Source organism: Paenibacillus sp. JNU01 (assembly GCF_059130585.1).
Genome location: NZ_CP169723.1, coordinates 336904 through 350974 on the forward strand (window position 1 = coordinate 336904; position 14071 = coordinate 350974).

The 14071-nt window shown below is 45.1% G+C and carries 15 protein-coding genes; 11 read left to right on the forward strand and 4 right to left on the reverse strand.

What is annotated here, in order from left to right:
• Positions 1–17: 17 nt before the first annotated feature.
• Positions 18–713, forward strand: coding sequence for a hypothetical protein (locus NLBNIHML_RS01340; RefSeq protein WP_494353570.1), 696 nt, complete (start codon positions 18–20; stop codon positions 711–713).
• A gap of 24 nt (positions 714–737) precedes the next feature.
• On the opposite strand, the gene NLBNIHML_RS01345 is transcribed toward NLBNIHML_RS01340, so the two are convergent.
• Positions 738–1517 (reverse strand): DUF817 domain-containing protein, encoded by a 780-nt coding sequence (locus NLBNIHML_RS01345; protein ID WP_472478304.1) that lies wholly within the window; start codon positions 1515–1517, stop codon positions 738–740.
• Between the two features lie 256 nt (positions 1518–1773).
• On the opposite strand from NLBNIHML_RS01345, the gene NLBNIHML_RS01350 reads away from it, so the two are divergent.
• The 7 genes from NLBNIHML_RS01350 (at position 1774) to NLBNIHML_RS01380 (ending at position 7206) form a co-directional block, all read left to right on the forward strand.
• Positions 1774–2118: a YojF family protein gene (locus tag NLBNIHML_RS01350; protein ID WP_339302526.1), complete on the forward strand. Its 345-nt coding sequence runs from the start codon at positions 1774–1776 to the stop codon at positions 2116–2118.
• Positions 2118–2816, forward strand: a complete 699-nt coding sequence (bshB2, locus tag NLBNIHML_RS01355; RefSeq protein ID WP_339242556.1) for a bacillithiol biosynthesis deacetylase BshB2 — start codon at positions 2118–2120, stop codon at positions 2814–2816. The genes NLBNIHML_RS01350 and bshB2 overlap by 1 nt, the downstream gene beginning before the upstream one ends.
• A gap of 314 nt (positions 2817–3130) precedes the next feature.
• Positions 3131–4519: a right-handed parallel beta-helix repeat-containing protein gene (locus NLBNIHML_RS01360; RefSeq protein WP_494353571.1), complete on the forward strand. Its 1389-nt coding sequence runs from the start codon at positions 3131–3133 to the stop codon at positions 4517–4519.
• A complete protein-coding gene (locus NLBNIHML_RS01365) occupies positions 4516–5097 on the forward strand; it encodes a nitrous oxide reductase accessory protein NosL (RefSeq protein WP_339242559.1) in 582 nt (193 codons plus the stop codon). The genes NLBNIHML_RS01360 and NLBNIHML_RS01365 overlap by 4 nt, the downstream gene beginning before the upstream one ends.
• Positions 5098–5125: 28 nt before the next feature.
• Positions 5126–5947 carry an ABC transporter permease gene (locus NLBNIHML_RS01370; RefSeq protein WP_494354651.1) on the forward strand — a complete coding sequence of 274 codons (822 nt, stop codon included), beginning with the start codon at positions 5126–5128 and terminating at the stop codon, positions 5945–5947.
• Positions 5940–6647 carry an ABC transporter ATP-binding protein gene (locus NLBNIHML_RS01375; RefSeq protein ID WP_494353572.1) on the forward strand — a complete coding sequence of 236 codons (708 nt, stop codon included), beginning with the start codon at positions 5940–5942 and terminating at the stop codon, positions 6645–6647. The genes NLBNIHML_RS01370 and NLBNIHML_RS01375 overlap by 8 nt, the downstream gene beginning before the upstream one ends.
• Positions 6648–6663: 16 nt before the next feature.
• Positions 6664–7206, forward strand: a complete 543-nt coding sequence (locus tag NLBNIHML_RS01380; RefSeq protein WP_342573030.1) for a TlpA family protein disulfide reductase — start codon at positions 6664–6666, stop codon at positions 7204–7206.
• 188 nt (positions 7207–7394) lie between these two features.
• On the opposite strand, the gene metE is transcribed toward NLBNIHML_RS01380, so the two are convergent.
• Positions 7395–9689: a 5-methyltetrahydropteroyltriglutamate--homocysteine S-methyltransferase gene (metE, locus tag NLBNIHML_RS01385; protein WP_494353573.1), complete on the reverse strand. Its 2295-nt coding sequence runs from the start codon at positions 9687–9689 to the stop codon at positions 7395–7397.
• A gap of 192 nt (positions 9690–9881) precedes the next feature.
• Between metE and NLBNIHML_RS01390 the strand changes: the two genes are divergently transcribed.
• The gene (locus NLBNIHML_RS01390) at positions 9882–10505 is read left to right on the forward strand and encodes a DUF8426 domain-containing protein (RefSeq protein ID WP_494353574.1); all 624 of its coding nucleotides are present in this window, start codon (positions 9882–9884) and stop codon (positions 10503–10505) included.
• Between the two features lie 205 nt (positions 10506–10710).
• Positions 10711–11199 (forward strand): GNAT family N-acetyltransferase, encoded by a 489-nt coding sequence (locus NLBNIHML_RS01395; RefSeq protein WP_339261081.1) that lies wholly within the window; start codon positions 10711–10713, stop codon positions 11197–11199.
• Between the two features lie 125 nt (positions 11200–11324).
• Here NLBNIHML_RS01395 and NLBNIHML_RS01400 read toward each other — a convergent pair whose 3' ends face one another.
• Both NLBNIHML_RS01400 and NLBNIHML_RS01405 read right to left on the reverse strand, forming a co-directional pair.
• Positions 11325–11690 (reverse strand): winged helix-turn-helix transcriptional regulator, encoded by a 366-nt coding sequence (locus NLBNIHML_RS01400; RefSeq protein ID WP_339302517.1) that lies wholly within the window; start codon positions 11688–11690, stop codon positions 11325–11327.
• A 213-nt stretch (positions 11691–11903) separates the two neighbouring features.
• Positions 11904–12716, reverse strand: a complete 813-nt coding sequence (locus tag NLBNIHML_RS01405; protein ID WP_339242573.1) for an undecaprenyl-diphosphate phosphatase — start codon at positions 12714–12716, stop codon at positions 11904–11906.
• 211 nt (positions 12717–12927) lie between these two features.
• On the opposite strand from NLBNIHML_RS01405, the gene NLBNIHML_RS01410 reads away from it, so the two are divergent.
• Positions 12928–13956, forward strand: a complete 1029-nt coding sequence (locus NLBNIHML_RS01410) for an ABC transporter substrate-binding protein (RefSeq protein WP_494353575.1) — start codon at positions 12928–12930, stop codon at positions 13954–13956.
• The last annotated feature ends 115 nt before the right edge of the window (positions 13957–14071 follow it).

Consider the following 14071-nt stretch of genomic DNA (forward strand, 5'->3'; position numbering starts at 1 on the left):
AAGGAGTGCACTCGGAGATGTCCAAACGTAACAGGAGAATCCTGCTAATCATCACAATGGTAATTGTACTCTCGCCCTTGTCAGTCCTGACATATATGTATATGAATGAACGTGCAGGGGGGCTAGCCGATCAACGCATATCTAAAGTTTGGGGATTAAGTGAACCTATACAGATTCCTATAGCGAACAGCCCTGAGAGGGCAGTTCAGGAATTTAGAGGTGAGTTTTATACCTCCCAATTTATTCATCAGGAGGCTGTAGACGGAGGCATGATTTTGTTCACACAAAAAAAGGGTCGGGAAAACAACAGTAATCTTCAGATGGAGTATACTCGCAAGAACATGTTCGGATGGAAATGGGTATGGGGTGGAGGTTATTCCATAAGTAAGGGTCTACACACCAAGTTTGCTTTGAATTATATGAATATACCGAAGTTGGATAAAGTCTCGGCCCCGTTTCCCATGTTGTTTGGTGACATCGTAGACCCAACCATCAGACGTGTAACTGTTGAAATCAAGCAAAATGGAAAACCAGTAGAGATAGAAACCAAATTAGTTGAGGTGGGCCTAGAGCACCTGATCTGGTATGCCTTCTTGCCACTCGCAGCAGATATCCCATATACAATTCAAGCTTATAATGTTGAGGGCGAACTTATAGCAAGCAAGCGAATTGAAGATGCGAATGACAGCGGCTCATTGAATGTTGAACGATGATGCATATGGGTGTGATGATGGATATTACGCAGGATCATCTGTTGTTCGATTGGCTTTCACATATTTGAGCTGCGCAACGATGATGACGCTGATGATCACCAGCAGGAACCACGAACTGATCTTGCTAAAGCTAACCAGTTGCCAAGCATCATGTTGATCAGGATATTTCCAGCCATTGAAGAATGTAGCGATATTCTCAGCAGTCCAGATGAAGAAACCAACAATGACAAAAGCAATGGATAACGGCATTCGATAGGTCGTTGCCCGTACCCGGTAGATAATCCACGTTTTCCAGAAGACAATAAATACAAGCACCGTTAGCCACCAGCGAAAATCGGGAATAAAATGATGGGTGAAAAAGTTGATATATATGGCTGCACCGAGCAGACCGGAAGGTAATATACCAGGCCATCCAGTCATGTCCATTCGCAGTCTTCGCCACACCTGACACATAAAGCTGGCTACACTTGCATACATGAATCCACTATATAGAGGGACACCAAGGATTTTGGTGTACGCCGGCTCAGGGTATGACCATGAGCCCATCCATACTTTATAGATCTCCAGCGCCAGGCCAATCATGTGAAATACACAGATGACCTTGATTTCATCCCGGGTTTCCAAGCCGCTTCGATACATCAGGTACTGCACAACAAGCAATACCAGCAGGATCGCATCATATCGATAAAGAAAAGGAACTGGGATGACGCTGGATAGGGCCAATGTGCCAAAGATCGCTACAGGAAATATGCAGCTCATCGCCTGATGATAGCCGAAATGCAGTAGCTGTACTATAGGTTTCATTTCAAATTCAACTCCTTTCCAAACACGTTGGAGCCAGATTTATTTAAGATTTAGGGTGTTTATCATAGGCGTTTTTTTGCCTACATTTCATCATATAGATATTTCTGTGAATAAAAAGAGAAAAAAACGCACAAATCTGTTCTTGTTTTTCAGCATTGTATCCCTCAACCGTGATGACTCGGTCCTTCCATGTATATTCTCTCGTGGTTATGTTAAAATGGAATTCGAACAATTATCAATAGACAAGGAGGCCGCCATGCAACCGATCAAACCTCAAGATATTCAGCTCCGAATCAGTGAACTTGCTGATCAGGACTTATACGTACATCTGGAACTCACGTCAGGTGCATATGCACATCATTATGATAGCTCGAAGCATCCGGCATCGGCATTCATTACCAATGCGGCCATACGATATACGCAGGGCTCCATTTCGGGTACGGGTCCATACCGGGTAGGTCTAAAAACCACTCAGGGATGGATATATGCCGAGGGTCTTACACATATTGACGAACAGGAAAACGAAAGACTTATTCTGGCTGGTCACGACACTCAAGGCAAGCTGGTTGTCGCGTTACAACTGAGTCGGGAGATGTTCTGATGAAAGTGGAGGATGGAAAAACCATGAATACGACACACAATGAGCATGAGCGAATCTTGGTGGTGTATCCACATCCGGATGATGAAGCTTTCTCTGTATCGGGAACATTAGCCAAATACATAGATGGCGGTGCCCATGTAACCTACGCTTGTCTGACACTTGGCGAGATGGGGCGCAACATGGGCATTCCTCCCTTTGCCAACAGAGTCACATTGCCTGCGATTCGCAAGCAAGAACTGATTGAAGCTTCCGCAGCGATCGGAATCCAGGACTTAAGAATGCTCGGTTTTCACGATAAAATGATTGAGTTTGAAGACCCGCAGCTGCTCGACGATTGTATTATGGCACTGCTTGAGGAACTGAAACCGTCGCTCGTCATCACCTTCTATCCGGGCTTCAGTGTTCATCCCGATCATGATGCTACGGGAGAAGCCGTCATTCGCACGATTACTCGTCTTCCTGTAGCTGAGCGGCCAGTGGTTCACTGTGTTGCGTTTTCGAATAATCATGAACAGTTCATTGGCACAGCAGATGTATTCGTTGATGTGACTGGATTTTTAAGTCAAAAAATGGCATCAATTCGTGCCCATCGTTCCCAATTCCAGGCAGCAGAGCTTGTCGGAAATCGTGAGCTCGATGATGAAGAAATCAAGAAACGCTTTGGTAGAGAAAAATTTTGGACCTATCCATTTGAATAATCGGATCACTTAGAAGTCGCCATTATGGCGGCTTTTTTTGTTACATCACAATATCGACACAAAAATGTGCTGTCTATAGCCTAATTGAGCTATATGGAAAAAAATTCGTTTTAAGTACACTGTGATCAGGATTGTGATAACGCTTCATTATTGGGTTGTTCAATGGATGAGGAATAAGGATGAATGATTCTGAGTGAAATGGAGGGATGGTGTGTACAGCCAAAGTATGTTTGAGATTGACGTAAGATCTGTTAAACACAACGCCACAGTATTACACCTCAGCAACAAGGAGCCAGATTTGCGCGGGATGAATCATGAATAATTTTGGGGAAAGGTTGCGTGTGTTTGGCTGTTGCAAGAAAAGCAGGGGCCTGGTCCTGCCTTTTCTAATTAGCATGTTGATTGCCCTATTGTATTTCCCGCAGGGAAAGGCCATGGCCGCCTCTGTAGAACGTGATCTCATTCCCCTTCAGCCAATGATTGACCGTTCTGCATCCGGAGATGTCATTGTACTTGAGTCAGGCCGATATGCAGGCCCCATAACGATTGATAAGAACATCACCATTCAGGGCGATCCTACGGTCATTGTTGTTAACGCGGAAGCCACATCTACAATAATGATTCGTTCGGATGGGGTGAAGTTGAGAGGTTTTACCATTGAACATGGTGCGAATGCACAGACTGCAGCCATTCAGGTTGAAGGGAACAACAGTGAGATCACGGATCTGCATATTCAGACCCAGGGTTTTGGGATAATCATCCGGAATTCAAGTCAGGCGGCGATTCAGCGGAACAAGATCACGTGGGTGGGGTCTGGTTCTGCAACCAGTAGCCAGAAGGGCAATGGCATTGATCTGTACAACGCCCATGACAGCTACATTGAAGGCAATGAGATCACAGGCATGCGGGATGGCATCTATCTGGAGAACAGTCGCATATCTACCGTTCGAAATAACAGGCTGTTACATACAAGGTATGGCATCCACTGTATGTACATTGACGGCTCTTCTGTCATGGACAATACCGGAGAAGAGAACATGACAGGTGCCATGATCATGGGCGTCAAGAATACGGTTATATCGGGCAATTCTTTTCGCAAACAAAGTACCCATGTTCATTCCCAAGGCATTCTGTTGTATGACGTACATCAATCCTCTGTACTCAACAATGTGGTGGAGGGCAACCGTGTCGGTATGAATATAGCAGAATCCTCGGGCAATGAGATCCGTGGCAATGCGGTACTTCGGAATTTTGTGGGCATTCAGCTGGTTCTGGCAGAAGATAACGAATTTACACATAACCAATGGGTCTCCAATGTTATTGAGGCTTCGGCTTTGGATAGCACGAACAATGTCATGATGGAGAATTACTGGGACTCCTTTCAGGGGCTCGATCTAAATCAGGACGGAATCAGTGAGATTTCCTATGCCATTAATCCTTTTTATGAGCAACTGGTCAGTCGAAATTCTGCGTATCAGCTCTTTTTTCAATCACCGGGCATGGTCTTTCTGAGTGATTTGTTTACAGAAGGCAGAGAACAATGGACTACTGACAAGTGGCCACGATTGAGCATGGATAAGGGATCTGATCTGCACATAACAGTGGAAACAGCAACAGGTACCCATATGGTTTGGATCATTGGGCTAGCTTTGCTGGGTATAGCGACTTTTATCATTATCTATATGGGGGTATCACGAAAATGAACAAAAGCTTGAACGGAAGATGGTCAATGCTTATGGTACTTATGTTTGGCATCGTATTATTAACAGCTTGCGGAACAAAATACGCGGCATTGCCGATCAATGAAGAGGTGGATATCTGCGCGATATGTAAAATGCAGGTGAAGGACGATGCATATGCAACGCAGCTCACTACGAAAGACGGCCAAAATTACAAGTTTGATGATATCGGTTGCATGAACCAGTGGAAAACAGAGAATGGCACAGATAACATCGGCATGGACTATGTGCGTGACTATAATGACAAGGAATGGATTGAATACAGCAAAGCCACATATGTATATGATGCTTCATTGCGCACGCCTATGGCCTATGGAATTCTAACTTTCAAGGACAAGCCATCGGCTGAAGCGTTCGTTGCAGAGCAAGGTGTGGGGACTATTATGACTGCTGAGGATCTTGCATCGCATGACTGGAAACAAAATACAGAGAATATGGACATGATGGGTGAACATGGGCACGGAGAAGAGGGTATGAGTGACGAAGGAATGAGTGATGAGACACACCAGGAAGATGAGACGAAAGAAGAGTCAGGTCACTAGGTATGACCATAGAAAATGGTGATCAATGATGGCAGATATGATACAGATTGCAAGACGGGAAGTGAAGATGGGATTTCGCAATCCCTGGGCGTATTCGTTTCTGATTCTTTTTTGCACATTTAGCTTAAGCTTGTTACTCCTTAATTCGCAGAATCTGGTTCAAGGATATTCGGGCACAACAGGTTCGATGCTGAATCTGATTCTATACCTTTTGCCATTAATGACGCTGTTCCTCGGTTCCTTCTCACTAACATCCGAAAAGGAAGATGGCAGTTGGCAACTGCTGGCGACATATCCTATTGGTACGATGCCCTTTATTGTGGGCAAGTATGTCGGGTTGTCGATTGTATTGATTACCATTGTTGCGTTTGGATACGGCCTGATGGGAGTGATTAGCGGAGTAGTCGGGAATCCACTGGATGTCATGACATATCTTCTCTTTCTGGCATTCTCGTGTGGACTGGTGTTGTTATTTCTGACACTGGCTCTATTCATCGGTTCGTTGTCGCGCAATCGGTGGCAGGCATTAACCATCTCGGTGACCGTATGGTTTTTCACAGTCATTGGATGGCCAACGTTACTGCTCTCAGTATTGGGATTGATGCCTTATCTGTGGGTCAAACCGATGCTGGTTATGCTAACGTTCATTAATCCGGCTGAGCTGGTGCGATTGTTCGTAGTCATCAAACTGGGAGGCGGATCCATTCTGGGGCCTGAATATTATCAATGGGTGGAGTGGGTGCAGCAACCCAGTGGCAGTTGGATTTTCATCGGGATATGTCTGTTCTGGATCACCTGCTCTGTCCTGACCATATACGCGATCTGGGAGAGGGGGCGTTCTCATGGATAAGGTGGGACTCGAAGTGATGGGATTGGGAAAATCCATTAAAAAGAAACGTATTGTTGAGGATATCTCCTTTCGCATGAGTTCCGGTCAAGTGCTTGCCCTCTGTGGAGGCAATGGCGCAGGAAAGAGCACGGTGCTGCGTATGATCGCTGGAATTCTTCGGCCTACCACGGGTGACGTTGTAGTCAACAATATTCGTTGGTTGAAGGAGCGCAAACATTATTCACAGCAGATTGGATATATGCCGGATGATTATCAATTTAATCAGGGATTAAGTGCGGAGGAAATGCTTCTGTTCTGGGCTTCTCTGCGGAAAGTTCCCAAGGGGAGAGTACAGGAAGTACTGACTATGGTAGGTTTGGAGAATCAAAAGAAAAACCGGGTTACGACTTTCTCCAAAGGGATGCGCCAACGTGTGTTATTTGCTCAAGCTGTACTGTCCAAACCTCCATTGCTCATCATGGATGAGCCAACAAATGGATTGGACCCGTTCTGGATGCAGGAATTAGCTCAGCTCCTCAAGGGTATCAAGCAGGATGGCCACATGGTCGTGTTCTCAACCCATCAGCTGGAGATTGCAGATGATATTGCGGATCAGGTGATATTCATGAACCAGGGACGTAGTGTGGGAGAGGGCTCCACCCGTGACTTTCGTGATCAATTCGGTTCGCTCCATGCAGCATTTCATCAAGTCTTGGTTTAAAGTGAAGGTGAGTTCAGTGCAGAAGAAGAATCTTAAGAGCAGACGTACTCTTACAATTTTGATTGGATTGATCGCTTTGTTAGCAGGTGCATGGGCTATTTTTGAAAATGTATCGACACCTGAGTCAGGGCGAGCCAATATGATTCAAGTAGGTGCAAGGGCCCCTGAGTTCACAGCGGTTAATTCAGCAGGCGAGCAAGTGAAGCTGTCGGATTATCGGGGCAAAGCCGTCATGATTAACTTTTGGGCTTCATGGTGCACGCCCTGTGTAAGGGAGATGCCGCTCGTACATCAGATTGCTCAGGACTATCAGAATGATGTGGCAACCCTGTTTGTTAACGTGGGGGAATCAAAGGGTACGATTCGTGAGTTTATGGATAAGCAAGCGTTTGATTTTCCGGTCATCATTGATGTGACGGGTAACATATCAGGGATGTATCGTATTACGGGTTTGCCCGCTACGATGGTTATTGATAAGGAAGGGAAGTTCCGTCACATATTGCTGGGCGAACTTACTGAAGACATCCCTTTACAGCAATGGCTGGAAGAGAGTATTTAGTTGTAAGAGTTGGATGGTGAGAAAAGCGGCAGGAACCCCCAAGATCGCCCAAGATCCCTCATAATACAAGTGAAATGAAGGTACGTTAAAAGTAACTACAAAAATTTAAGCACATAAAAAGCCGGACACCCCTTTAACGAAGGGGTGTCCGACTTTACTTTTTTAAATATGCTGCTTCGCAGCAGAGATTACAATACAGCAGCGGAAGCGTAATTGGTACGGGCGATTCTGGTTGCATCCACCATGTTACGGAGGGAAGCCACCGTTTCTTCCTGTCCACGGGTTTTTAATCCGCAGTCCGGGTTGATCCAGAACAGCTTCGGATCAAGAACACGCAGGGCGCGTTCAATCATGCTGCTCATTTCATCCACACTTGGAACCCGTGGACTATGGATATCATATACGCCAAGACCAATACCCAGCTCATACGTATTTTCTTCAAAACTATGAATCAGTTCGCCGTGACTACGGGATGTCTCAATAGAAATGACATCTGCATCCATGGCTTCGATGGAATCAATCATGTCATGGAATTCGCAATAGCACATATGCGTATGAATTTGGGTCGTTTCGTGCACCGTACACGTGGAAATGCGGAACGCTTTGACCGCCCAGGCCAGGTAATCAGCTTGTTCATTTTCCTTCAACGGAAGCCCTTCGCGAACAGCCGGCTCGTCAACCTGAATCATGCCAATGCCTGCCTGTTCAAGTGCCTCAACTTCCTGTCTCAGCGCATACGCCAATTGATAGGCAATCTGCTCCCGAGCAATGTCTTCGCGTACGAACGACCAGTTCATGATGGTAATCGGGCCAGTCAGCATGCCTTTAACAGGACGATTTGTCTGCGATTGAGCATATTTCGTTTCTTCCACCGTCATTTCACCTGTAAAGGCAACATCCCCGAAGATAATAGGTGGCTTCACGCAACGTGAACCATACGACTGTACCCAGCCAAACTGTGTAAAGGCAAAACCGGCAAGTTTCTCGCCAAAGAACTCAACCATATCGGTACGCTCAAACTCACCATGCACCAACACGTCAATCCCGATCTCTTCCTGAAGCTTAATCCAAATATCAATCTGCTCCCGGATGAAGGCAGCATATTGCTCGTTGTTCAACTCACCTTTGCGCCACAACTGACGTGCTTTTCTGACTTCAGCAGATTGTGGGAAACTGCCAATCGTTGTTGTCGGGAAGAGTGGCAATTGCCATTTGGTCTGTTGGGCTTCATGACGCTCGGCAAAAGGACGAGAGCGCTCTGGCTGTTGAACACTGATGGAAGCAACGGCTTTCTGTACAGCTGTGCGGTTCCGATCTTCGGATTGCTGAAGTGCCTGAAGGGGAAGCTCTGCTTCGTCTATTTTGGCCGTAATCTCTGCACTTGGTGAAGATAGGGCTGTAGTCAAAAGAACGATCTCATCCAGCTTTTCATCTGCAAACGCAAGAGCATTTTTCAATTCGGATGTAAGTTTGGCCTCACGTGCAGTGGTAACGGGCACATGCAGCAGGCTGCAGGATGATTGCACGATGATACGTTCAGACGTTACGACTTCAGCCAGTTCATTCAGCAACTTCAGTTTGCCTTGAAGGGAAGCTTTCCAGATCCCACGTCCATCAATAATACCTGCTCCGAGCACTTTGTCAGCCGGGAAACCGGATGTGCGAATGGATTGTATGTTACCAGAGAGTCCGTGTACAAAATCTAGTCCTACCCCTTGCACTGGCAATGACACAATGTCACTGTAGTTTTCGACAGATTCAAAGTACGTTTGCAGCATGATATTCAGGCCCGGCACGGCTGCCGCAAATGTCTCATATATTTTATTCAGACGCTGTACGTCTTCATTATCTAATTTGGTGACCAGAATAGGTTCGTCGATCTGCACCCACTGAACACCTTCACTCGCAAGTTCCTGGAGTAATTGAGTGTAAAGTGGAAGCAAGCGATCTAGCCATGCGTCAGTCTCGGATTTATCATAGCCTTTCGAGAGCTTCAGGAAGGTTAATGGTCCAACAATGACCGGTTTTCCTTCAATGCCGAGTTTTTCTTTTGCTTCACGATAAGCGAGAAGTGGTTTGTTCTCCGTCAGAGTTGGGGAAGCCCCATCCAGTTCAGGTACGATGTAGTGATAGTTGGTGTTAAACCATTTTGTCATTTCACTCGCTGCGGCATCTTTCGTACCCCGGGCAATGCCATAATATACGGACAACGGAACGGAGCCACCATCATATGTAAAACGTTTAGGAATAATGCCGAACATCACGGCCGTATCCAGGATATGATCGTAATAACTAAAATCATTCACCGGAATGAGGTCGATGCCTTTTGCTTGCTGTTTACACAAATGATCGATACGGATCTCCTGCAAACGTGCGTGAAATTCTGTTTCCTCCAATTTTCCTGCCCAGAACGCTTCCAACGCTTTCTTCCATTCGCGATCAGCACCAATACGCGGATATCCCAATACACTACTTTTCGTCATTGTTTAAAACCCCTCTGCTTTTATGTTACACAAAATTTATCACAGATCCGGAGTTATAACGTAATTCCATTAAATTATACCTAGTTATAGCCTGGGGCTATATCAAAGAGATCATTACGTTTGAAATAGACACCACTAATGTTACAATGATTAACTATGTTCATACGAATGATTGAAGGGAAGGCGATAAGCATGAATCTGTATCACATCCAGTCTACCGTGCACGGAATCAACAGAGTAGCATCGTTTTTGGAAGAAAATTATATTGGTATCGCTTGGTCCGGTACAGGAGATCTGGAGCAAACGCCCCCGGAGCTATGGAAGGAACGGTTGGTTCAACACGCTAGCTTGGATGAAGCAGAATTGGCGAGAGCACTCGGGACATTACATATGTTTGCCAACCTCATGCAGGATGGGGATTATGTATTAATTAGCGATGATGAATGGACGTATGTGGGGGATATCGGGGATTATTATTACGACGATTCCGCTGGCACGGAAGAGGACTTGATCTGTCACCGCCGCGGGGTTACATGGTTGGGTCGTATTCCTCTCGCTGAGCTAAATGACAAAGTTCAGTCGCTGCTAAAAGATTCATCCATACTTGCAAAGTTTGAGCATCCCGTTTCACAAGCACAGCTGGATCGCGGACTTGCAATCGGCATAGCAGCTGAAGCAACACACACTCTCTCAACAGCAATAGATGAAGCTACAATTCAAGCAGCTATTCATGTGCTGAAGGAAACGTTGCACAGTGAAGAAGAAGAGCTGCGAATTCGTGCGGCTACAGCCATTTTGCAGTATGCCAAACCATAGTAGCATGCAAAAATTTGAATAGTCGTGATTTTATATAGAAATCATTCATATCAAAACAATTTAAAATCTTCCAATTCTGGAGTGAGTTGAGGCGTACTTATAGAAATATTCAATGGATGGGGGAATTGACGCTTGCTGTTGGGAATGATAATTTAGACATATCATTAAAACCAATAAGTCCAATGAGATAAAGGGGGTATGTAGGGTGACACACATCGTGCATGCAGCAGCTGAAGATATTCGCAGCGAGGATTCGTTGCAATTGATCAAGGAACTGAGTGAAGAACTCGGTTTGTTATATGGCGGTGATGGAACGGCGGGATTTCAACTTTCCGACGTTGAAGTGCCACGGGCGGCTTTTATCGTTGCGAGGATCGACGGGTACCCGGTTGGTTGCGGAGCACTTAGACCCCTTGATGAAACATCTGTAGAAGTTAAACGCATGTATACACGCAGTGGCTACCGCCGTAAGGGGATAGCCCAGGCTATTTTGGCTGAGGCGGAGCGTCTTGCAAGCGAACTTGGTTATACCAACCTGAAACTGCAAACCGGTCCATTACAGCCGGAAGCTGCAGCACTATATGAGCGTGTAGGGTATTATCGAATCCCTGTATTCAGTGGAAATTGGGATAAAGTGTTGGCCTATCAGAAAGATCTGGTACACGAAAAGGTAAATGTTACGCACGAATCATAACTTCCGTTATTGAACGGATAGAGGAGCATAATATACAAGAAAAAGTCGCCTATGGGCGACTTTTTTTAGCTTTAATATATGCAATGTACTCCAATGATTTCATCTGAACATATAGACAAAATTGTTTAATCCGTTACGCTATTATTGATCGATGTGTCTTGATATTGAGCGCCCCATTCGCACAGTCCTTCCAAAACGGGCAGTAACCTCTCAGCTTTCGCTGTCAGTCGGTACTCGACTTTAGGAGGGACTTGAGGATACTCTTTGCGCTCTACCATGCCATCTGCTTCCAGTTCTTTGAGCTGTGAACTCAATGTTTTATATGTGATGGCTCCGATCTGTCTTTTCAGCTCATTGAAGCGGACAGGCGGGTTTTCTGCCAAAAGGTACATAATCACCATTTTCCATTTGCCACCAATAACGGACAACGTATATCCAAAAGGGGTATCTTGAATGTTTTTAACTTTACCGTGGTAGTCAGCCATACTCATTATTAACACTATCCTTCCGGGTAGTACCTATTATAAAAGACCGTACTGTTTATTTGGGATCAGTTTAAACTAATCTTACCTGAAAGTAAAGTAGAACTACATGACTCAAAAAACAATACGCCGCCTCAGCTGAAGATTTAACTGATGGCTCTGCTAGATACAACAAAGGAACAACCATCGCTGGTTGTTCCTTTTGGTGTGATTAGTTTGTTTTTATAAGAAGATCAGCAACAATGTTCCTGCGGCAAAACAGTAATACGAAAAGTATTTCAGGTTGCCTTTTGCCATAATGCCCATAAACCATCTCATGGAGAAATAGGTAACGAAGAGTGTTGTGATAAATGCAATCAGATAGGGGATCGCCAGCTGTGATCGATTTGGATCATTGGCGATGTCGGATACACCCATGATGAGTCCACCAATGCTTATTGGAATGTACAGCATGAAGGAGAACTTCAGTGCCGTTTCCTGTTTCATGCCCACAGCGATGGATGCAATTACAGTCGCCCCAGAACGGCTAATTCCGGGAATAAGAGCTACTGCCTGAGCGAGACCGACCAACAATGCATCTTTTGTAGACAGATCACCGTCTTGTTTACGACCACGAAGATTACGAATCAGCCATAAGGCAACCCCGGTGATCAATAGCGCGATGGAAACAGTGTAGACGGACGAGAAAATTTCTTCAATCCGATCCTTGAACAGGACCGCAACAACAGCAGCAGGAACCGTACCAATAATTATGTATAAGCAAAACATGAAGTCTGCTCTATATTCTTCTTTACGAGTACGCAGGTAACCTAATGCACCAATAATCAACGTTTTGATATCTTCCCGGAAAATAAAAATAATAGCGATAAGCGATGCCGTGTTGGTTAAAATCTCAAATGACAATCCATTCTGCTTCATGCCCATCAGTCTCTGCGCGATGATCAAGTGACCGCTGGAGGAGACAGGAATCGGCTCCGTTGCGCCTTGAACAATACCTAAAAACAAATACTTTAACCATAACATAATTTCTTCCATGTTGTCCTCCTTGAATACGTTTCATTGGCTTTCCAATGATCTCTCTTTTTAATAAAAGTGACTTGTCTACTCTATTGATGATAGCCGCTTAAGTTAGTGACTTGCAAGTTAGAGTTCATAGAGGGAGGAAAATAAACATAGCTTGTCAAATACTTCAGAGCATGATATCGTTGATAACGATTATCAATATCAACGAAAAGGTGGGTTTATTTTGCGTAAACAGAGAAAATCAGTATGGATCATAATGGCACTCATCTTGCTGCTTGTACTTAGTGCTTGTGGTCAATCTACCGCGAGCAATAGTACAACCGGGGACAGTACGAATGAAACTGCGGGAACAGAAACCAAGACGAACTCGGATTCAGCTTCTTCAGCTGGTACAGAAGCAACTGCCGAAGAGGAACTCGTTACATACCAATCGGATGCAGGTGAAGTACAGGTACCCAAAAATCCTAAGCGCATTATTGATTTGACGTCATTTTCGACGGGGTACTTTGTTGCCCTCGATGCACCAGTAGTCGGCGCTTTATCAGGAGCGATGAACAACAAGTATATCAAGGATCAACTTGCAGAAGCTGGCACAAGTGATCTGGGTGAAAAGCCTACACCAGAGAGTCTAATCAGCTTAAAACCCGACCTCTTTATTGTGTACACAGGCACAGAGGGCATCGACAAGCTGGAGCAGATTGCGCCAGTCGTACAGATTGATTATGGTAAGCGCAATTTCAAGGATCTGATGCTTGAGATGGGTAAGCTTACCAATAGAGAAGACGCAGCTAAAGCATGGAATGCTAAATGGGAAGCAAAGATTAACGAAATGAAGCCTAAGGTTCAGGAAGCTGTGGGTGATCGCACGGTATCCATTCTGAATCCGTATGCCAAAGGATTATTTGTATTTGGTCACAACTACGGCCGAGGCGGTGAAATTATTTATGGAGAGTTTGGTCTCAAGGCACCGGCCAAGGCTCAAGCTGAAGCAATTGACAGCGGTACTGGTTGGGCTTCGATATCCATGGAACTATTACCGGAGTATGCGGGGGATATCATCTTCACCAGCCCATGGTCGGGAGACAAAACTGATCCCAAGATCGTATATGATAATCCATTGTGGAAGAATTTGCCTGCGGTGAAGGCCAATCATGTGTTCCAGCTTGACCCGACTTCAGACTCGTACAACGATCCGTTAACGTTGGAAGGTCAGCTGCAGTTTATTTCGGATAGCTTGCTTTCGGAAAAGTAAAATTGGACTGAAAAATACAGTAGAGTAACATAGGAGCATTTCCAAACGTCATTAAAAGACGGGGAGATGCTCTTTTTTAGTGATACGGAACAGTATTAGCTAGTACCATGACAGA